Source organism: Microbacterium sp. A84 (assembly GCF_051842815.1).
GTDB lineage: Bacteria > Actinomycetota > Actinomycetes > Actinomycetales > Microbacteriaceae > Microbacterium.
Map to the genome: position 1 here is coordinate 1 of NZ_JBPXMS010000006.1, position 19,937 is coordinate 19,937.

Consider the following 19,937-nt stretch of genomic DNA (forward strand, 5'->3'; position numbering starts at 1 on the left):
AGACCCCGGCCAACCGGCTCAACCAGCTGCTCCTCGCAGCCTAACTACCAACGTTGCCCACACCATTTGACTTTGCCGCAACTTCTTGAGCCACAACTACCCACTCGCAATCAGCTATGGGGGAACAGAGAAGGCCCCTGGAATGATCCAGGGGCCTTCTCGCACGCTAGCGCTAGAACTTAGCGGTCACGAACTTAGCGAGCAAAGTTGCCGCGGTAGTACTCGTACACCCAGCCGACGATCGCGACAGCGAAGATCGCGACGCCGATCGGCAGCAGGAAGTGTCCGACAGCCATGCCGATGAGGAAGATCGCGGCCGATGCTGCCAGCACGATCGGCCACCATGACCAGGGAGCGAACTCGCCGAGCTCAGGATCGCCATCGTCGATGTCGGCAGTCAGGATGTCTTCCGGCAGCTCGCCGCCCTGCGCCTTGTGAGTGCGTGCAAGGTACAACGCGACCATGCCACCCATGAATGCAGTGAACAGGAGTGCAACCGAGCCGACCCACTCGATCTGGTTGTTGAGCGGAAGGTCGGGGTGGGCCAGAATGTTCCACACGGTGTAGACCACGGCCACGACAAAGAAGAAGCCGGCGATAATCCACCAGAGGACGATATTTGAACGCATGGCTTACTTGGCCTCTCCGCTCGCACCGGCAAGTACAGGCACAGGTGCCTCGACCGGATGCTCAGCAGCCTCAGGGTGGTTCAGATCGAACGCGGGACGCTCACTGCGGATGCGCGGGATCGACGTGAAGTTGTGGCGCGGAGGCGGGCAGCTGGTCGCCCATTCGAGCGATCCGCCGTAGCCCCACGGGTCATTGACCATGACCTTGGGCGCCTTGCGTGCCGTGATCCAGACGTTCAGGAAGAACGGCAGCATCGAGGCACCAAGGATGATCGCACCGATGGTCGATACCTGGTTACCCCAGGTCCAGCCGTCAGCTTCCGAATAGTCCGCGTAGCGGCGCACCATGCCGTCCACACCCAACCAGTGCTGGATGAGGAAGGTCATGTGGAAGCCGATGAACAGCATCCAGAAGTGCACGTATCCGAGACGCTCGTTGAGCATGCGTCCTGTCCACTTCGGCCACCAGAAGTAGAAGCCGGCGAACATCGCAAACACCACGGTACCGAAGACGACGTAGTGGAAGTGAGCCACGATGAAGTACGAGTCACTGAGGTGGAAGTCCAGCGGCGGCGACGCCATGATGACTCCGGTCAGTCCGCCGAAGACGAACGAGACCAGGAAGCCGAGCGCGAACACCATCGGAGTCTCGAAGGTCACAGATCCTCGCCAGAGCGTGCCGATCCAGTTGAAGATCTTCACACCCGTCGGCACAGCGATGAGCATCGTCATCAACGCGAAGAACGGAAGTAGCACACCACCGGTCACGTACATGTGGTGAGCCCACACGGCGACAGAAAGTGCTGCGATCGAGATCGTCGCGTAGATCAGGGTCTTGTACCCGAAGATCGGCTTGCGGCTGAACACGGGGAAGATCTCGGAGACGATGCCGAAGAACGGCAGCGCGATGATGTACACCTCGGGGTGACCGAAGAACCAGAACAGGTGCTGCCAGAGGAGCACACCGCCATTGGCCGGGTCATAGATGTGAGCACCGAGGATACGGTCGGCAGCAGCTGCGAAGATCGCGGCAGCCAGCACGGGGAACGCCATCAGAATCAGCAGGCTGGTGATCAGCGTGTTCCAGGCGAAGATCGGCATACGCCACATCGTCATGCCAGGAGCGCGCATGGTGATAACCGTGGTGATGAAGTTCACCGCACCGAGGATCGTACCGAAACCGGACATTCCGAGCCCGACCATCCACAGGTTTCCACCTGCGCCAGGTGAGAATGTCGCGTTCGCGAGCGGCTGGTAAGCGAACCAACCGAACGATGCCGCACCCTGCGGGGTGAGGAAGCCGGCGACCGCAATGATCGAGCCGAAGAGGAACAGCCAGAACGCGAAGGCGTTCAGACGCGGGAAGGCCACGTCAGGAGCACCGAGCTGCAACGGCAGGATCGCGTTGGCAAACCCGGCAAACAGCGGGGTTGCGAACATGAGCAGCATGATCGTGCCGTGCATGGTGAACAGCTGGTTGTACTGCTCCTTCGTCGGAACGATCTGCATTCCAGGAGCGAACAGCTCGGCGCGGATGACGAGAGCCATCACACCGCCGAGGAGGAAGAACAGAACCGAGGCGATCAGGTACATGTACCCGATGGTCTTGTGGTCAGTGGAGGTGATCCACTTGACAACAATGTTGCCCTTCTGCTCGGTGCGCGAGGAGCTCAGCAGAGCCGCCTGACGCGCCGGGGTGTCTGTCGGACGCGAGCCGTGTGCGGCTCCGGTGGCGGAATTGGTCGACATGAGGCTTATTCTCCCTCTTCCTCGGAGTCTGTCTCGGACGTGGGTGCACCAGTGCCCGGGAAGTTGCTCAGCCGGTCATATGCGTCAGTGATGTCGCCCGTGTTGCCGGTTTCGCGGAGCGTCTCGACGTAATCGTCGTACTCGTCCTGCTCAACGACCTTCACGTTGAAGAGCATCATCGAGTGGTACTCGCCGCAGAGCTCGGCGCACTTGCCGGCATACTCGCCGACACGCGTCGGAATGAAGGACCAGGAGTTGTCCTTCCCGATGTACATGTCCTTCTTGTAGAGGAAGTCGATGATCCAGAACGAGTGGATGACATCACGCGACTGCAGGCTGATGTGCACCTTCTGGTCAACAGGAAGCACCAGCGTGGGCAGCTCTTCGACGTCAACGTTGCCGTTGGCGTCAGGCTGGGCCTGAATACCCATGGTCCACACGGCGTCAGAAAGATCGTCGTCTTCGCCGGCGTACATGAAGTCGAACGACCACTGCTTACCGATCGCGGTGACCTCGACGTCTGGGTCGTCCCACTGCGTCTCGATCGCGGCCTGGTCACGGGCAGTGAAGAAGAACATGCCCATGACGAGGATCAACGGGATGACCGTGTAGAAAATCTCGATCGGCATGTTGTAGCGCATCTGCACGGGGAGGCCGGTCTGGCCCTTGCGGCGACGGTATGCGACCGCGGCCCATCCCATCAGAGCCCAGGTGATCATGCCAACAATGAGGAGGACGATCCAGGAGTTCACCCAGAGTCCTGCAACACGTTCAGTCTGGTTCGTGGCGGCAGCGCCGTCTTCCACAAAGCCCGGGAGGAATCCGTGAAGTTCGGTGGGAGAACATCCCGCCAGAACCACGGCTGCCGCAACTCCTACTGGAATTGCGGCCCAACGAAGGCGGCGTTTCGAGGGCACGATTCACCTTTCAATATCGCGGACAGGGCTTAGCCAAGTCTAGGGCAAGCTCACACCTGATTCATGCCAACCACGCAGGTCGGGCACGGCTCACACTCAGTGGAAGCTGTCTCCACATGCGCAACTGCCGCCGGCATTCGGGTTGTCGATCGTGAATCCCTGCTCGGAGATCGTGTCCTTGAAGTCGATCGATGCGCCATCGAGGTAAGGCACGCTCATGTTGTCGATGATGACTTCGACGCCACCGAAGTCAACAGTCTCGTCGCCATCGAGGTAACGCTCGTCGAAGTAGAGCTGGTAGATGAGACCGGAGCATCCGCCGGGCTGAACTGCAACGCGCAGACGCAGATCTTCGCGTCCCTCCTGCGCGAGAAGGTTCTTCACCTTGATCGCTGCAGCGTCAGTCAGTTTGACGCCGTGGGGGGTCGTGGCCTCTGTGGTGTCTGTGGTCAGTGTGGTGTCGCTCATGTCGCTCCTCGTGACAGGCCGCGCACGCGGCTGGTTGCTCTGATTCTACCTTCGGTCGCCAGACAAGGCGCCGGATGCCGGACAGATCAGAGAGTGATCTCATTCATTCGGGTCAGCAGCAGCGCCTCGGTCGCGATCGCGTGCCGGAACGTGTCGAGGTGCAGTGATTCATTGGGGCTGTGCGCACGCGCGTGGGGGTCTTCCACTCCGGTGACGAGAATCTGTGCAGCGGGGAACTCGCGCACCAAGTCAGCGATGAACGGAATCGATCCGCCGACCCCGAGATCGACAGGCTCGACGCCGTAACCGTCTGCCATGGCCTGGCGTGCCAGCTCGACAGCCCAACCGCTGGTATCGACGAGGAATCCGTTGCCGAGATCAACATCGGAGAACGTCAGCTCGGCGCCGAACGGCGCGTTCGCGCGCAGGTGCCGTTCGAGTGCCGCGTAAGCTTCCTCGCCGGGCTGTCCCGGCGCGACGCGGGCGCTGATGACCACGCTCACCTCTGGGAGCAGAGTGTTGGATGCCGATGCCACGCTCGTCGCGTCGATTCCGATGATCGTGACGGCCGGCTTGTTCCAGATTCGGCTGAGGATGCTGTCCCGACCGATCGGGGACGTGCCGGGCAACAGGCCCGCCTCATCCCGCAACGTCTCCTCGGTGTATTCAGGAGTCGGCGTATCGCGCTGCGTCATCCCCTCGACCGCCACCGCACCATCGTCATCCCAGAGTGTGGAGAGCAATCGGACGGTCGCCATCATCGCGTCGGGCACCGCTCCGCCGAACATGCCGGAGTGTGAGGCGTGGTCAAGGGTGCGCACCTTCAGCGTGAAGCGTGCGTTCCCGCGCAGCGAGACGGTGAGGCCTGGCGTCGTGGCGTCCCAGTTGCCGGAGTCGGCAACCACGATCGCGTCGGCACGAAGGGCATCGACGTTATCGCTGAGGAACTGAGCAAAAGAGGCAGAGCCGTACTCTTCCTCCCCCTCGATGAACATCGAGACACCGAGCTCGAGGTCATCGCCAAGCACCTCGGAGACGGCGCGCAACGACGCGATGTGCGCCATGATCCCCGCCTTGTCATCGGCAGCACCTCGCCCGTAGAGCCGGCCATCACGCACGGTTGGCTCGAACGGAGGCGTCTCCCACAGCTCGTCTGCCCCTGGAGGCTGCACATCGTGATGCGCGTACAGCAGGATCGTGGGCTTGCCACCCCGTGCCGCCCTCGTCGCGAGCACTGCAGGCTGACCGAGTTCCTCGGTGCCGCCAATCACGGCGCGCAGCACGCGAACCTCGTCGAAGACGCCCGTGTCGGTGGCCAGCGCCGCAACGCGCTCGGCACTGCGCTCGAGCTGCGTTTGGTCGAACGATGGCCAGGCGATGCCGGGAATCCGTACAAGATCACCGAGATCAGACAGCGCTGAGGGGATGCCGATGGCAACAGCCTCTGCGACAGCGGATTCGACGGCGGGGTCTGCATTGGGCGGGACGGATGTCATGCGAGTAATCTTAGGCCGATCCCTGTTTTCTACCCGAGGAGCCTCGTGGCCACTTCCATCCCACCGACGAACGACGACTCCGCCGAGACGCCGAGTCTCGGCAAGGGACGGCCGACGCCCAGTCGCGCCGAGCAGGAAGCTGCCCGTCGCCGGCCTCTCGTGGCCGATACCAAAGAGGCACGCGCCGCCGCGAAGGCGCAGCTGCGCGAACAGCGCGAGCGTGCCCAGGCGGGGATGGCAGCGGGCGAGGACAAGTACCTGCCCGCACGTGACAAAGGCCCGCAGCGCCGCTGGGTACGTGACTACGTCGATGCAGGCTGGCATGTATCCGAGTGGGTGATGGCGCTCATGGTCGTCGTCATCCTCGTCTCGCTCGTGCCAGACCCCACGTTCTCGTTCTTCGCATTCATCGGCCTCTGGGCGTTCATCATCGTCGCTGTGATCGACATGATCCTGCTCGGCCTGCGCGTGAAGCGGAAGGGCGCCGCGAAGTTCGGCAAGGACCGTCTGGAGAAGGGTCTCGGCTGGTATGCCGGAATGCGCTCACTCCAGATGCGCTTCATGCGCCTGCCCAAGCCGCAGGTCAAGCGCGGCCAGTACCCCGCCTAACTCCCCTCTCACTCCTTGCGAGTGGGCGCTTGTGGCTCGTCGCGACGCGAAAATCGAGCCACGCGCGCCCTCTCGCAACCGGGGATCAGGGTCGGGGGCGACGCAGGCCGCGGTTTATTTGGCGCGCCCAGAGCGGGCCGCGGTAGAGGAATCCGGTGTAACCCTGCACCAGGGTGGCACCGCCGTCCAAGCGCTCTCTCACGTCGTCCGCGGTCTCCACTCCCCCGACGGAGATCACACAGAACTCATTCGGCACGGCTGCGCGGACAATACGCAGCACCTCCATGGAACGCTCGCGCAGCGGCGCTCCGGAAAGTCCGCCCGCACCGGCGGCCTCCACGGCCGCAGCATCCGTTGTGAGTCCGTCACGACTGATCGTGGTGTTGTGGGCGATGATTCCGTCCAGGCCCTCCGCGACGGCAAGTCGCGCGATCGCATCGATCTCCTCGTCCGGCAGATCTGGCGCAATCTTCACCAGCAGAGGTGTTGACCCTGCGGCGGCCTGCACAGCACGCAACAGCGGCGCGAGAGTTTCGACCGCTTGCAGGCCGCGAAGGCCAGGGGTGTTCGGCGAGGAGACGTTAACGGCGAGGTAATCTGCCAGCGGAGCGAGCTTCGTTGCGCTCGCGACGTAGTCGGCCGTCGCTCGTTCAACCTCGACGACACGGCTCTTGCCGATGTTGACACCGATGACCGTCTTCGGCCGGCGGCGGCGCAGCTTCTCGAGGCGGCGTACCGCGGCATCCGCCCCCTCGTTGTTGAAGCCCATCCGGTTGATGACGGCACGATCCGCCACCAGGCGGAACAGACGCGGTTTGGGATTGCCGTCCTGTGCGATCGCCGTCAGCGTGCCCACCTCGACGTGGCCGAAACCCAGCGCGGCAAGTCCGCGCACGCCAACAGCGTTCTTGTCGAACCCGGCGGCGACCCCGAACGGCGAGTCGAAAGTGAGCCCCAGAGCACTGACTTTCTGGTCGGCGCTGGGCGCGGCGATCGCGCGCGTGACCCAGGAGAATGGCGGAACGCCGAGCACACGGATCACCACCATGCCGGCATGGTGGGCGAACTCGGGATCGAAGCGCGACAGAACGGCGCGAAAAAGCAGCGGATACATCCCTGCCAGATTACCGGTCGGCGGGCGCTTGCCCTGACTCTGCCCGATCTGCCCGCAGATCACCGATGGCACTCTCAAAGTCTTCCAGCGAATCGAACGCCTGATAGACGCTGGCGAAACGCAGATATGCGACCTTGTCGAGATCTCGAAGCGGACCAAGGATCGACAGGCCGATCTCGTTGGCTTCCAGCTGCGAGACGCCGGTCTGGCGTACCGCTTCCTCGACGCGCTGGGCCAAGATCGCAAGGTCTGCTTCCGTCACCGGGCGACCCTGACATGCCTTGCGAACGCCAGCGATGACCTTCTCCCGGCTGAACGGTTCCATGACGCCCGAACGCTTGATCACGTTGAGGCTGGCGGTTTCTGTCGTGCTGAAGCGTCCACCGCACTCCGGGCATTGCCGGCGTCGACGAATGGAGAGGCCATCGTCACTCGTACGGGAGTCGATGACACGCGAATCAGGATGGCGACAGAAGGGGCAGTGCATGGTGTTCCAGCCTACTCGCTCAGTTTCTCGATGGTCGAAAAACGCGCCTCGATAGCCTCACCGTGAGCGGGAAGCACCTCAGCATTTGCCAACGCCACGACCCCGGCACGCACCGCAGCCAGCGCGGCGTGATCGTAGGAGATCACCTGCTGCGGGCGAAGGAACGTGTAGGCACCGAGACCGGGCGCGTAGCGCGCCTGACCTCCGGTGGGAAGAACGTGGTTGCTTCCCGCCATGTAGTCGCCGAGGCTCACCGGCGTCTGGTCTCCCACGAACACCGCTCCAGCGCTGGTGAAGGCGGATGCCGCTTCCTCCGCGTCGACAAGGTGCAGTTCGAGGTGTTCCGGGGCATAGGCGTTGCTGAAGGCCGTCGCCATGGTCCGGTCATCCACCAGGACGATCGCCGACTGCGGACCGGCCAGAGACACGGCGACACGTTCGCTGTGTCTGGTCGCCGCCGCGACTTCTGCGACCTCTGTGGCCACACGGTCAGCCAACGCAGCGTCATCGGTGACGAGCACTGCGGATGCCTGCTCGTCGTGCTCGGCTTGACTCACAAGGTCAGCGGCGATCAGTCGCGCGTCAGCAGCGGCATCCGCGACGATCAGAATCTCCGTCGCGCCAGCCTCCGAGTCAGTGCCGACGACGCCGGCGACAGCACGCTTCGCGGATGCGACGTAGTTGTTGCCAGGACCGGAGACGACGTCGACAGGGTCGAGGCCGAGGGCCGGCACTCCCCAGGCGAGCGCGCCGATCGCTCCAGCGCCACCGATGGCGTAGATCTCAGAGACTCCGAGGAGCCCGGCGGCAGCGAGGATCGTCGGGTGGACTCGCCCGTCCGCCTGCGGCGGGGACGCGAGTGCGATGCTGGTCACCCCGGCGACCTGCGCGGGAACAACGTTCATCACCACGCTCGACGAGAGCGGAGCTTTGCCGCCGGGGATGTACACGCCCGCACGACTGACAGGCTGCCAGCGCTGCACGATCCGCGCTCCCGCGCCGATCACAGTGGTCTGGGCGGCAGGTACCTGTGCCGCAGAGCCTTGACGCACTCGGCGGATCGCCTCTTCCAGCGCCTCGCGCACGACGGGATCGACGGATGCGAGAGCCTCGGCAATGTGCTCAGAGGGAACGCGGATGGCGTGGCCGGTGACCCGGTCGAAGCGCTCGGCCTGCTCCCGCAGAGCGTCTTCACCGCGTTCACGGACCTCGTCAACGATCCGTGCCGCGGTCGCCAGCGCCTCCGCACGCGCCTGCGCGGCGCGAGGGACGGCTGCGAGCATGTCTGCCGGCGAGAGCTGCTGCCCCCGTAGATCAATCGTGCGCACTTCAGCCTTTCGTGATGTCTTCGATGTCGTGCAGGTAGCCGACGCGCCCGTCATCGTGGCGAACCACATAGGCACCGCCGCGGTCTTCGATCACCAGAGCCCATGCGTCAGGACCGATCCGGAACAGCGGCTCGCCACGTGCGTCGAACACATCGCGCACGTTGGGCACGAGCGCCCAGAACGGCTGCGCAGCGGCGACGTACGGGGCTTCGGGTTCAGGATCAGCATTCGCTTCCGGCTCAGGCTCGGGGTCGGGCTCGAGGTGCTGCTCGGCATCCGATTCTGCGTCATCTTGACCGTGTGAGGAGCGGGCATAGCCGGGAACGTAATCGTTCTCGTCAGCGTCAGTCAGTGTTCCAAGCTCGCCGCCCGACGCATGCGAGGTCAACGGCACGCTGCTCGCTAGGCCGAGGTGGTCGAGCCCATCGGCCGTGTCCTGCCCGGAAAGCTCCGTGTCGAGAACCAACTCATCTTCGACCGCGGGCTCGGATGCGACGGAAGGCTCAGACTCCCCTGCGTGCGCCTCGACCGGGGCCGGATGCTGCGGACGCGGTCGAGCGATCACCGGGCGTACCGGGTTAGCGTTGCGATGCGCGAGAGTGACCAAGCGGCCGCGGAAATCCTCACGCAACCCGGGAATGAGCGGTGCGAACACTGTGAGCACAACCAGCGCGAGCATTGCGACCGACTGCACAATCGTCACCCAGCTCAACGTGAAGTAGCCCCGCCCCGCACCCGCCGCGAAGATTTCCCAGTTCGCGCTCGCCCATTGGATTGCAGAAACAGAGAACGCGACTGATGCGAACTGATCGATGCCCAGTGACCCGACGCGGCGGATTCCCTCCGGAGAGAGCCTGCGCAGTACGACGAGGAACACGGCAACGGTCGGCAGACCGATCGGCAGGATCCACGAGATTCCCTGCATCCAGATCGTGCTTCCACTCAGTTGCGGGTACAGCGGGAAGAACGAGGTCACGAAAGCGACCAGCCACACCGCGACCATAAGGAGTTCGCGCAGCGTGAATCCGAGGATTCCGTACTCCGGCGCCACCTCTTCGTCGTAAAGGACACCGTCCTCTTCGGTGAAAGATTCTTCGGTGAAGGGCTCGTCAGGGGAATCTGTACTCATGAAGCGAGATCCTTTCCATTTGGTGCGCACCGTCTGATCCGGCGCGTCCAACGCGTCCCGATATTACCTGGTGGGCCCGTGCGACTCGTCAGCGTGACTTCCGGTGAAGCCTCAGCCGAGGCAGGCGGGACCCAGCAGTGACTTCAGATCACCGAATAGATCGGCAGTTACTTTCACCGGCATGGGTACGTCGAATATCTTCGCGGTTCTTCCACGATGTACCCGGAGGATGACCTCTGTCTCCCCATTGTGGCGGCGCAGCACCTCCGCCAGATCGTGCATGACGCGCTCGGTCGCGCGCTGCTCGGCGAGCACCAGCGAAAGAGGCCCCGCGGCATCGAAGGATCCGATGTCGGGAGTGAATGCCGATTGTCCGTGCAGGTTCAGCCCATCGTCACGGCGCGAGATGCGTCCGCGCACCGCCAGGATGGCATCCTGTTGCAGCGTGTGCTGGTACTCGGTGTAGGTCTTACCCATGAACATCACGGTGACCTCGCCGTTGAAATCCTCGACGGTGATCATGCCGTAGGGGTTTCCGCTGGCTTTGGCCACTCGGTGCTGCACGCTGGTCACGAGGCCGGCGACGGTGACCTGGTCACCGTCTTGGAGGTCTTCCGATGCGAGCAGATTCTGAATCGAAATTGAGGCGTGCTTTGCGATCGCGACCTCTAGGCCCGCAAGCGGGTGGTCGGAGACATACAGGCCGAGCATTTCGCGCTCGAAAGCGAGTTTGTCCTTCTTGACCCACTCCGGTCGGTCAGGAACCTTCGCTGGAATAGTCTCTTCCACGGCGTCATACAGGCTGTCGAAGTCGAAGCCGATCGCTCCCTGTGCTTCGTTGCGCTTCTGATCAACAGCTGCTTCTGTGGCATCCTCATGGATCTCCATGAGAGCACGGCGGGTGTCTCCCATCGAGTCGAAGGCTCCAGCCTTGATCAACGATTCCACGGTGCGCTTGTTCGAAACGTGCAGCGGCACCTTCTTGAGGAAGTCATGGAAGGAGTCAAAGCTCTCCTTCTTGCGCGCCTGGATGATCCCATCGACAACGTTGCTTCCGACGTTACGAATTGCACCGAGGCCGAAGCGGATGTCTTCCCCGACTGCGGCGAAGAAATTGATCGACTCGCGCACATCTGGCGGCAGCACCTTGATGCCCATGCGGCGGCACTCGTTGAGGTAAATCGCCATCTTGTCTTTGGAATCGCCGACACTCGTCAGCAGTGCTGCCATGTACTCGGCCGGGAAATGCGCCTTGAGGTACGCGGTCCAGTACGAGACGAGTCCGTAGGCGGCCGAGTGCGCCTTGTTGAAGGCGTAGTCAGAAAACGGCAGCAGGATCTCCCACAGCGCCTTGACCGCCGCGTCGCCGAAGCCGCGCTCCTTCATACCGGCCGCGAAGCCCTCGTACTGCTTATCAAGCTCGGACTTCTTCTTCTTACCCATCGCGCGGCGCAGAATATCTGCCTGGCCGAGGCTGAAGCCTGCGACCTTCTGCGCGATCGCCATAACCTGCTCCTGATAGATGATCAGGCCGTAGCTCGTGTTCAGGATCTCCTTGAGCGGCTCTTCAAGCTCAGGGTGAATCGGGGTGATCGGCTGCAGGTTGTTCTTACGCAGGGCGTAGTTGGTGTGCGAATTCGCACCCATGGGGCCAGGCCGGTACAGCGCGATGACAGCCGAGATATCTTCGAAGTTGTCAGGCTTCATCAGCCGCAGCAGCGACCGCATTGGCCCACCATCAAGCTGGAAGACGCCCAGCGTGTCACCGCGCGAGAGCAGGTCGTATGCCGGTTGATCGTCGAGCTCGAGGTGCTCGAGGTCGAGGTCTTCACCCTTGTTCGTGCGGATGTTATCGAGTGCGTCGGAGATGATCGTGAGGTTGCGGAGCCCGAGGAAGTCCATCTTGATCAAGCCGAGGCTCTCACATGACGGATAGTCGAACTGCGTGACGATCTGGCCGTCCTGCTCGCGGCGCATGATCGGGACGATGTCGATGATCGGCTCACTCGACATGATCACGCCGGCCGCGTGCACGCCCCACTGACGCTTCAGTCCCTCAAGCCCCAGAGCGCGGTCAAAGACCGTCTTCGCATCAGGATCGATCTCGAGCAGCGCCCGGAACTCGCTGGCTTCCTTATAACGGGGATGTGCGGAGTCGAACATGCCGGTCAGCGGCATATCCTTTCCCATCACGGGCTGTGGCATGGCCTTGGTCAGTCGATCGCCCATGCTGAACGGGAAGCCCAGCACGCGACCGGCGTCCTTCAGCGCCTGTTTCGACTTGATCGTGCCGTAGGTGACGATCTGCGCCACGCGCTCTGAGCCGTACTTCTGGGTGACGTAGTCGATCACTTCACCGCGGCGCCGGTCATCGAAGTCGACGTCGAAGTCAGGCATCGAGACGCGGTCCGGGTTGAGGAACCGCTCGAAGATGAGTCCGTGTTCGATGGGGTCGAGATCGGTGATCTTCATGGCGTAGGCGACCATGGATCCTGCACCGGAACCACGACCAGGACCAACGCGGATGCCGTTGTTCTTTGCCCAGTTGATGAAGTCGGCGACGACGAGGAAGTAGCCGGGGAAACCCATCTGCAGAATGATGCCGGTCTCATACTCGGCCCGCTTGCGCACCTTGTCAGGGATGCCGGCCGGGTACCGGTAATGCAGGCCAGCCTCGACTTCCTTGATCAGCCAGCTGTCCTCGGTTTCGCCTTCTGGCACCGGGAAGCGTGGCATGTAGTTCGCCGAAGTATTGAACTCGACTTCGCAACGCTCCGCGATCAGCAGGGTGTTGTCACACGCTTCGGGGTTATCGCGGAAGAGCTGGCGCATCTCCTGCGCCGTCTTGATGTAGTAGCCGTCACCATCGAACTTGAAGCGGTTCGGGTCGTCGAGCGTCGAGCCGGACTGCACGCAGAGCAGGGCTTCGTGGGCGTCTGCTTCATGCTGATGCGTGTAGTGCGAGTCATTCGTGCCGACCAGCGGGATGCCGAGGTCTTTCGAAATCCGCAGCAGATCGGTAATGACGCGGCGCTCGATGGACAGCCCATGATCCATGATCTCGGCGAAGTAGTTCTCTTTGCCGAAGATGTCCTGGAACTCGGCCGCAGCGGCACGAGCTTCGTCATACTGACCGAGCCGAATGCGTGTCTGGATCTCGCCGGACGGGCATCCGGTCGTGGCGATGAGTCCCTTGCCGTAGGTCTGCAGCAGCTCACGGTCCATGCGCGGCTTGAAGTATTGTCCTTCAAGGCTCGAAAGAGAGCTGAGCCGGAACAGGTTGTGCATGCCCTCGGTGCTCTGGCTCCACATGGTCATGTGGGTGTACGCGCCGGAACCGGAGACGTCGTCGCGCTTCTGATCGGGCGACCCCCAGGCCACTCGGGTCTTGTCGCTGCGGTGGGTGCCGGGTGTGACATAGGCCTCGAGGCCGATGATCGGTTTCACCCCGGCATTTTTTGCGGCGTTGTAGAACTCGAAGGCCGCGAAGGTGTTGCCGTGATCGGTGACAGCGATGGCCGGCATGCCGTAATCAGCGGCAGCCTTCGTCATCGAGGCGATCTTGGCGGCGCCATCCAGCATCGAGTATTCGCTGTGCACGTGAAGGTGTACGAAGGAGTCGGATGCCACGTATTCGAGTCTACGTCGGGGCACAGACGCCGGGGTTTTGATATGGGGTAGCGCCGAGATCAGGAGGTCGTCCCGAGATCAGGAGATTTCCCCGGAAACCTCCTGATCTCGGTAATAGCTCCTGATCTCGGGACCGCCCGATCAGACGCTATAACTCACGATTTCTCAGAACTCGTCGAGTCAGTCGCCGCGCAGAATGTCCAAGGCGTGCACGAAGTCGTCAGGGTAGGGCGATTCGAACTGAACCCACTCCCCTGTGGCCGGGTGAGTGAATGCGAGCTTGTGCGCATGCAACCACTGGCGGGTGAGGCCCAACCTGGCCGCGATCGTCGGGTCTGCACCATAGAGCGGATCGCCGACACATGGATGACGATGTGCGGCCATGTGCACGCGGATCTGGTGCGTCCGGCCCGTCTCCAGATGAATTTCCAGCAGCGACGCCCCCGGGAACGCCTCGAGCGTCTCGTAGTGTGTCACCGAGTCTTTGCCGGACGGCGTGACGGCGAACTTCCACGAATGATTCGGATGCCGTCCGATCGGAGCGTCGATCGTTCCCGCGAGCGGATCAGGATGCCCCTGCACCACCGCGTGGTAGATCTTCTCCACCGTTCGCTCCTTGAACGCACGCTTCAGTGCCGTGTACGCCGATTCAGTCTTCGCGACGACCATAAGGCCGCTCGTGCCGACATCAAGGCGATGAACGATGCCTGCTCGCTCGGCTGCGCCGCTGGTGGCGATGCGGAATCCTGCCCCGGCAAGCGCACCGAGCACTGTCGGGCCCTCCCACCCCACGGAAGGGTGCGCGGCCACACCGGATGGCTTGTCCACCACAACGATGTCGTCATCGTCGTGGATGATCCCGAGCTCAGGGACCACGATCGGCACGATCTTCGGCTCTTCTTTCGGCTGCCATTCCACGCTCAGCCACCCGCCGGCGCGAAGCCGGTCGGATTTTCCGAGCGTGACGCCGTCCAGGCTCACGCCTCCCGCCTCAGCGATCTCGGCGGCGAAGGTCCGGGAGAAGCCGAGCATCTTGGCCAAAGCCGCGTCGACGCGGGAGCCTTCCAGCCCGTCAGGAACGGGCAGAGATCGAGAATCCACGTTCAGGCGCCTTTGTCAGAATCAGCGTCAACAGCGACGTCGGCGTCAACGGCGTCAACAGCATCAGCATCAACAGCGACGTCAGCGACGTCAGAGTCCAGATCCGAATCCGACTCGGGAGCGACATCGTCCTTCTCACGGGTACCGTCGAAACGGAGCCCGAGCACGACGAGCAACGCGACAGAGATCATGCCGCACACGATGAAGATGTCGGCGACGTTGAAGATCGCCGGCATCATCCACGGCATCGAGATCATGTCGACGACGTGCCCGACACCGAAGCCGGGCTCACGCAGCAGTCGGTCGGTGAGGTTACCCAGAACACCGCCCAGCAGGCAACCGAGCACGATCGCCCACAGTCGGGACTGCAGAGCGAACGCCTTCCAAATGATGACCCCGGCGACAACGGCCAGAGCGATCGAGAAGATCCACGTCACCTCGCTGCCGAGCGAAAACGCTGCACCAGGGTTTCGCACGTAGTACAGCTGAAGGAACTCACCGAAGACCGGTACCACTTCATGAAGTGGGAGGTTCTCGATTGTGAGGTGCTTCACAAACTGATCGGCGGCCAACACCACTGCCGCGAGAATCGCGACGATGATGCCAGCCGCCGACCGACGAATCTGGCGACGTCCTGACAAAGGGACGACCTAGAGACCGATCGCGGAGACCGGCGTGGAATCCGTCGAGTTCGCCTTCTCGTCAAGGTCACGCAGCTGGCCTTCGATGTAGCCACGCAGCTGGCTGCGGTAGTCACGCTCGAAGTTGCGGAGCTCGGTGATACGAGCCTCCAACGTGTTGCGCTCGCGCTCAAGGCGGGCAGACTCTTCGCGCTGCTGGGCCTGCGCCTCAGTGCGGATGCGGTCAACCTCAGTCTGAGCATCAGAGATCAGCTGGTTCTTCTTCGCCTCGCCCTCGGCGACGTGCTCGTCGTGCAAACGCTGAGCGAGCGCGATGATGCCGGCAGTAGCGGTGGTCGAACCGGTCGCGTCGGACGGAGCCGCAGCGACAGGGGCTTCAACAACGGGAGCCTCAGCAACCGGAACCGGAGCAGCGACGACGACCGGGGCAGGAACCTCGTCGACGACTGAATCTTGCTCTGCGGCAGCCACAGCAGCAACAGGCTCGGCAACGGCCGGCGTTTCGCCAGACTCGTACGCCGCGAGCTTCGTCTTCAGCTCAGCGTTCTCTTCGAGAGCCTTACGCCACTCGACGACGATCTCGTCGAGGAAGTCGTCAACCTCGTCGGGGTCAAAGCCGTCCTTGAATCGGACGTGCTGGAACTGCTTGGTGACGACGTCATCCGGGGTCAGTGCCATTTTCTCGGCTCCTCTTTCGATGAGTTCTGTGGCCAGTGGCTGAAGCATGGCTCGGTATTGATTCGGCGCGTACCCGGGGCGCGCACCTGGGTGCAAGCATAGTCCCCGCTCGCCGACGACGCGATGTGAGAGGTCACATCTGCGCGCAGGGGGCGGTGGCTATACGTAGATGAATGCGCGCACAATCGACATCAGAATCAGCACGCCCAGCATGGTGAGAGTGAACCCGAAATCCAACGAGAGCGTGCCGATACGCAACGGCGGAATGAAGCGTCGGAACATTCGGATGGGCGGATCAGTCACGGTGTACACGAGTTCCGCCGCGATGAGGGTGGGACCCTTGGGCCGCCACTCACGATTGAACAGCGGAATGTACTCGAGAATGAGCCGCGCGAACAGCACGAAGATGTAGATCAGCAGGACCAGATGAACGATCGATGCGATCCCTGAAACCAGCGAGGTCACGGCTCAGGACTGATCAAAGCCCGCAGAATCAGGATCTGCGTGCGCAATGCCGCCGTGTCCTGAAACAGCAATGTTCTCCGGCGAGAGCAGGAACACCTTGCTGGTGACGCGCTCGATGCGGCCGTACAGGCCCAGTGAGAGACCACTCGCGAAGTCGATCAGACGACGCGCATCAGCATCACTCATCTGGGACAGATTGATGATCACCGGGATGCCCTCGCGGAAGCTCTCAGCGATCAGCTGGGCGTCTCGGTACTGCTTGGGGTGCACCGTGAGGATCTCGTTGACTGTGCCTGCCGTGGGCTGACGGACAGCGACCGGGCGACGCAGCGGAGTAACGGGCGCGGGAGCGGGCTCATCCTTGTCGTGATCGCGGTCGCGATCACGTTCGCGATGTGCACGCGCAGGCGTCGGAGCAAGCTCCTCCTCGTAGGCCTCTTCCTCATCGGCGAGGCCCAGGTACACCATGGTCTTCTTCAGCGGGTTTCCCATCGTGTCCTCCGTGTTTGGCATGGGCTGATCTGTTTCGAGGTTAACCCCGGTCAGGCCGGGGTCCAGTGATTGCCGAGCCGATCCGCAGGTGTGTCGCACCCGCAGCGATCGCCTCGACGAAGTCGCCGGTCATGCCGGCAGAGATCCAGGTGGCATTCGGTTCGACTCTTCGGATGCTGTCCGCAATGCCGCGCAGGCGAGCGAAAGCGGATGCCGGAGCTTCATCGAGCGGTGCGACACCCATCACTCCACGCAGCCGCAGTGACGACAGCGAGAGGATGTGCTCGGCGAAGCGCTCAGCGTCGCCAGGGGCGACGCCACCTCGACCGGCATCCTCGGTGAGGTTGACCTGCACGAGCACGTCGAGCACATCGTCGCCGTCTTCCGCGACGCGGTGCAGCGAGTCGGCCAGTTTGATCCGATCGACAGAGTGCACAGCATCCGCGCTACGGCGGATCGCTGCGGCCTTGTTCGTCTGCGCCTGACCGATGAAATGCCAACGCAAGCCGTCGAGCTCCAGCTCGGCTTCCTTCGCAGAAAGCTCTTGCTGCCGGTTTTCACCGACGTCACGCACACCGAGTGAATGCAGTTCGCTGACCAGGGATGCGGGATGAAACTTCGTCACCACGATTCGGGTGATTTCAGCGGCATCCCGTCCGGAAATGCGCGCGGCATCCGCGATCTGCGAGTCGATCGCGGACAGCCGCGCGGCAAGGTCAGTCAATTTACTTCAGGAACTCGGGGATGTCGATGTCATCGTCAGCGAACGCCGGCTCCAGGCTGGTCGCGGCGATGCGCGGTGCGGGCTGTGTGGCCCCCTGCTCCGCCGCGGTGTTCTCCTCAGCCGAATCCGACAGCGCGACCTCAGGCAGCGTGGGTGCCGCCGGGCGAGTGACCACCATCGGGTCGATCCGCAGGGAGGGCCCTCCGTTGTCGAAGCCAGCCGCGATGACCGTGACACGGACCTCGTCGCCGAGGGTGTCGTCGATGACCGTACCGAAGATGATGTTCGCCTCGGGGTGAGCCGCTTCCTTGACGAGATCCGCGGCGTCGTGAATCTCGAAGATGCCGAGGTTCGAACCACCCTGGATCGACAACAGCACGCCGTGCGCACCCTCGATCGATGCCTCGAGCAGCGGCGACTCGACCGCAAGCTCGGCGGCCTTGATCGCGCGGTCAGCACCGCGGGCAGAACCGATGCCCATGAGAGCGGATCCGGCACCCTGCATAACCGACTTGACGTCGGCGAAGTCGAGGTTGATCAGACCGGGCGTCGTGATGAGGTCGGTGATGCCCTGCACACCGGCGAGGAGCACCTGGTCTGCGGTGGCGAAGGCCTCGATCATTGAGATGCCGCGGTCGCTGATCTCCAGCAGACGGTCGTTCGGCACGACGATGAGGGTATCGACCTCTTCCTTGAGCTTCGCGACGCCGGCCTCAGCCTGGCTCTGCCGGCGACGGCCTTCAAAGGAGAACGGCTTCGTGACGACACCGATGGTCAGTGCGCCGATCGACTTCGCGATGCGGGCAACGACCGGAGCGCCACCGGTACCGGTACCGCCACCTTCACCCGCGGTGACGAAGACCATGTCAGCGCCGGTGAGGGCTTCCTCGATCTCTTCCGCGTGGTCCTCCGCAGCGCGGCGGCCGACCTCGGGGTCGGCGCCAGCACCAAGACCCCTGGTGAGCTCACGGCCCACGTCGAGCTTGACGTCGGCGTCGCTCATGAGCAGCGCCTGCGCATCAGTGTTGATAGCGATGAACTCGACTCCACGAAGGCCGAGATCGATCATGCGGTTGACGGCGTTGACGCCGCCACCGCCGACGCCGACGACCTTGATGACGGCGAGGTAGTTCTGGTTCTGGCTCATGGCCGGCCTCCGATGTGTCGAGCCTGGAAAGAGTGTGAACTTTAAACCTCAACTAGAGGTGTAAAGTATTTCCCGGTATTGCGTTCTCTTGACTGACGGTAGGCGCAGTATGCGCGTGCACGCGCAGCGACACGGGTGTGTCGCCGGTTTCCCCTTGGAACGGGCTTCAACCGGCGACGGCGACCTCTGGCGAGGAGACATCGAACGTGTGTGCGCCCGGATTTGCCGTCATCACGGATGCCAGAGCCACGGCCTTGTCACGCGATCGCTCTGCACTCCCCCAAACGACGACCACGCCGCTGGACAGTGTCAGCGTCACGTCGTCCTGAGTGCTGGCCTGCACGGAGCTCAGTGTTGTACGCACCTCAGCCGGCAGCGATCTCACTACGAGTCCGACCGATTCGAAGGCGACGGATTTCGTCCCGCCTGTGACGTCGATCACCGGTTGTCCAGCCGGAGGGTCAGGTGTCGTCGACAGCGCGACTCCTGCGGCATCGACGAGAGTGAAGCCGGCGTCCGACTCGATCACACCGATCGGCGTGCGCTCAACGATGCGCAGCGTGAGGTCGTGCGGCGGGTTTGCCTCGAGCGAGTACGTCTCGATCAACGGAAAAGCGATCAGGGCGGCCTTCACCGCGTTGTCGTCCACCAGCGCGATCGGGGTACCGATCTGATCGGCGAGTGCGGCCTCGACTGTGGCCGGATCAAGAGCGGATGCCCCGACCACTGTCACTTTGCGAACAGCGAAGAGTGGGCTGTAAGCGGCGGCTGCGCTGCCTCCGATCAACAGGATGACAGCGCCAAGCGCACCGAGCCAGATCAGGCGACGCCGGCGAGAACGCTGCGTGAAGCGGCGGATCTCCGCCCGCAGCGTCTTGCGACGCGCGCGGGCCGCACGCCAGACATCCCGGGCGGTCAGCCCTTTGAGCGTCTGCGGCTCCGCAGCGGCGATGTCTGCCGATTCCTCTGCGGATGCGGAGCCAGGGTTGTGAAGATCAACGGGATCGCGCGGGTCTACCGACTCCGCCTCAACCTGCGCCTCACGCGTGAAGCGTGCAAAGCGGGAGGGGCGGCCGGGTGCAGGCTGCTCCTCCTGCTCTGGCGAGGTCGGAAGCGGTGCCGGACGACGCATC

19 protein-coding genes are annotated in these 19,937 nt (G+C 63.0%); 1 reads left to right on the forward strand and 18 read right to left on the reverse strand.

Going from position 1 to position 19,937, the window contains the following annotated elements; translation table 11 throughout:
• Positions 1-194: 194 nt before the first annotated feature.
• From ACSU04_RS17685 to ACSU04_RS17705, 5 genes are all read right to left on the reverse strand, one after another.
• Positions 195-629 (reverse strand): cytochrome c oxidase subunit 4, encoded by a 435-nt coding sequence (locus tag ACSU04_RS17685; RefSeq protein ID WP_439285591.1) that lies wholly within the window; start codon positions 627-629, stop codon positions 195-197.
• A gap of 3 nt (positions 630-632) precedes the next feature.
• Entirely contained in the window at positions 633-2,378 is a 1,746-nt protein-coding gene (ctaD, locus tag ACSU04_RS17690; protein WP_439285589.1) for an aa3-type cytochrome oxidase subunit I, read from the reverse strand.
• Between the two features lie 5 nt (positions 2,379-2,383).
• Positions 2,384-3,295 carry an aa3-type cytochrome oxidase subunit II gene (gene ctaC, locus ACSU04_RS17695; RefSeq protein ID WP_439285588.1) on the reverse strand — a complete coding sequence of 304 codons (912 nt, stop codon included), beginning with the start codon at positions 3,293-3,295 and terminating at the stop codon, positions 2,384-2,386.
• A gap of 96 nt (positions 3,296-3,391) precedes the next feature.
• Positions 3,392-3,763 (reverse strand): HesB/IscA family protein, encoded by a 372-nt coding sequence (locus ACSU04_RS17700; RefSeq protein WP_439285586.1) that lies wholly within the window; start codon positions 3,761-3,763, stop codon positions 3,392-3,394.
• 86 nt (positions 3,764-3,849) lie between these two features.
• Entirely contained in the window at positions 3,850-5,259 is a 1,410-nt protein-coding gene (locus tag ACSU04_RS17705) for a dipeptidase (RefSeq protein WP_439290492.1), read from the reverse strand.
• 45 nt (positions 5,260-5,304) lie between these two features.
• Here ACSU04_RS17705 and ACSU04_RS17710 point away from each other — a divergent pair, with 45 nt between their 5' ends.
• Entirely contained in the window at positions 5,305-5,868 is a 564-nt protein-coding gene (locus ACSU04_RS17710; protein ID WP_439285583.1) for a DUF3043 domain-containing protein, read from the forward strand.
• A gap of 85 nt (positions 5,869-5,953) precedes the next feature.
• On the opposite strand, the gene ACSU04_RS17715 is transcribed toward ACSU04_RS17710, so the two are convergent.
• The 13 genes from ACSU04_RS17715 to ACSU04_RS17775 all read right to left on the reverse strand — a co-directional run bounded on the left by ACSU04_RS17715 (position 5,954) and on the right by ACSU04_RS17775 (position 19,936).
• On the reverse strand, positions 5,954-6,982 hold the full coding sequence (locus ACSU04_RS17715) for a quinone-dependent dihydroorotate dehydrogenase (RefSeq protein ID WP_439290527.1): 1,029 nt from the start codon (positions 6,980-6,982) through the stop codon (positions 5,954-5,956).
• A 10-nt stretch (positions 6,983-6,992) separates the two neighbouring features.
• Positions 6,993-7,469, reverse strand: coding sequence for a transcriptional regulator NrdR (gene nrdR, locus ACSU04_RS17720; RefSeq protein WP_439285577.1), 477 nt, complete (start codon positions 7,467-7,469; stop codon positions 6,993-6,995).
• Positions 7,470-7,480: 11 nt separating this feature from the next.
• Positions 7,481-8,797, reverse strand: coding sequence for a histidinol dehydrogenase (hisD, locus tag ACSU04_RS17725; protein ID WP_439285576.1), 1,317 nt, complete (start codon positions 8,795-8,797; stop codon positions 7,481-7,483).
• 1 nt (position 8,798) lies between these two features.
• The gene (locus ACSU04_RS17730; RefSeq protein ID WP_439290493.1) at positions 8,799-9,926 is read right to left on the reverse strand and encodes a hypothetical protein; all 1,128 of its coding nucleotides are present in this window, start codon (positions 9,924-9,926) and stop codon (positions 8,799-8,801) included.
• Positions 9,927-10,037: 111 nt separating this feature from the next.
• Positions 10,038-13,556, reverse strand: coding sequence for a DNA polymerase III subunit alpha (gene dnaE, locus ACSU04_RS17735; RefSeq protein ID WP_439290494.1), 3,519 nt, complete (start codon positions 13,554-13,556; stop codon positions 10,038-10,040).
• Between the two features lie 180 nt (positions 13,557-13,736).
• Complete coding sequence (locus tag ACSU04_RS17740; RefSeq protein ID WP_439285571.1) at positions 13,737-14,657, reverse strand: RluA family pseudouridine synthase; 921 nt, start codon at positions 14,655-14,657, stop codon at positions 13,737-13,739.
• A 2-nt stretch (positions 14,658-14,659) separates the two neighbouring features.
• The gene (gene lspA / locus ACSU04_RS17745) at positions 14,660-15,298 is read right to left on the reverse strand and encodes a signal peptidase II (RefSeq protein ID WP_439290495.1); all 639 of its coding nucleotides are present in this window, start codon (positions 15,296-15,298) and stop codon (positions 14,660-14,662) included.
• A 9-nt stretch (positions 15,299-15,307) separates the two neighbouring features.
• On the reverse strand, positions 15,308-15,976 hold the full coding sequence (locus ACSU04_RS17750; protein WP_439290496.1) for a DivIVA domain-containing protein: 669 nt from the start codon (positions 15,974-15,976) through the stop codon (positions 15,308-15,310).
• 159 nt (positions 15,977-16,135) lie between these two features.
• Entirely contained in the window at positions 16,136-16,441 is a 306-nt protein-coding gene (locus ACSU04_RS17755) for a YggT family protein (protein WP_439285567.1), read from the reverse strand.
• A gap of 3 nt (positions 16,442-16,444) precedes the next feature.
• On the reverse strand, positions 16,445-16,933 hold the full coding sequence (locus ACSU04_RS17760) for a cell division protein SepF (protein WP_439285653.1): 489 nt from the start codon (positions 16,931-16,933) through the stop codon (positions 16,445-16,447).
• A 40-nt stretch (positions 16,934-16,973) separates the two neighbouring features.
• Entirely contained in the window at positions 16,974-17,657 is a 684-nt protein-coding gene (locus ACSU04_RS17765) for a YggS family pyridoxal phosphate-dependent enzyme (protein ID WP_439290497.1), read from the reverse strand.
• 1 nt (position 17,658) lies between these two features.
• Entirely contained in the window at positions 17,659-18,804 is a 1,146-nt protein-coding gene (gene ftsZ, locus ACSU04_RS17770; protein ID WP_439285564.1) for a cell division protein FtsZ, read from the reverse strand.
• Between the two features lie 166 nt (positions 18,805-18,970).
• Positions 18,971-19,936 carry an FtsQ-type POTRA domain-containing protein gene (locus ACSU04_RS17775; protein WP_439285562.1) on the reverse strand — a complete coding sequence of 322 codons (966 nt, stop codon included), beginning with the start codon at positions 19,934-19,936 and terminating at the stop codon, positions 18,971-18,973.
• Between the last annotated feature and the right edge of the window lies 1 nt (position 19,937).

What these genes read in the sequence shown, in the direction of transcription:
- nrdR (WP_439285577.1), bottom strand. Translation starts at nt 7,469, where the DNA reads ATGCACTGCCCCTTCTGTCGCCATCCTGATTCGCGTGTCATCGACTCC.
- ACSU04_RS17705 (WP_439290492.1), bottom strand. Translation starts at nt 5,259, where the DNA reads ATGACATCCGTCCCGCCCAATGCAGACCCCGCCGTCGAATCCGCTGTC.
- ACSU04_RS17775 (WP_439285562.1), bottom strand. Translation starts at nt 19,936, where the DNA reads ATGCGTCGTCCGGCACCGCTTCCGACCTCGCCAGAGCAGGAGGAGCAG.
- ACSU04_RS17700 (WP_439285586.1), bottom strand. Translation starts at nt 3,763, where the DNA reads ATGAGCGACACCACACTGACCACAGACACCACAGAGGCCACGACCCCC.
- ACSU04_RS17750 (WP_439290496.1), bottom strand. Translation starts at nt 15,976, where the DNA reads ATGGCACTGACCCCGGATGACGTCGTCACCAAGCAGTTCCAGCACGTC.
- ACSU04_RS17685 (WP_439285591.1), bottom strand. Translation starts at nt 629, where the DNA reads ATGCGTTCAAATATCGTCCTCTGGTGGATTATCGCCGGCTTCTTCTTT.
- ftsZ (WP_439285564.1), bottom strand. Translation starts at nt 18,804, where the DNA reads ATGAGCCAGAACCAGAACTACCTCGCCGTCATCAAGGTCGTCGGCGTC.
- ACSU04_RS17760 (WP_439285653.1), bottom strand. Translation starts at nt 16,933, where the DNA reads ATGGGAAACCCGCTGAAGAAGACCATGGTGTACCTGGGCCTCGCCGAT.
- ACSU04_RS17730 (WP_439290493.1), bottom strand. Translation starts at nt 9,926, where the DNA reads ATGAGTACAGATTCCCCTGACGAGCCCTTCACCGAAGAATCTTTCACC.
- ctaD (WP_439285589.1), bottom strand. Translation starts at nt 2,378, where the DNA reads ATGTCGACCAATTCCGCCACCGGAGCCGCACACGGCTCGCGTCCGACA.
- ACSU04_RS17715 (WP_439290527.1), bottom strand. Translation starts at nt 6,982, where the DNA reads ATGTATCCGCTGCTTTTTCGCGCCGTTCTGTCGCGCTTCGATCCCGAG.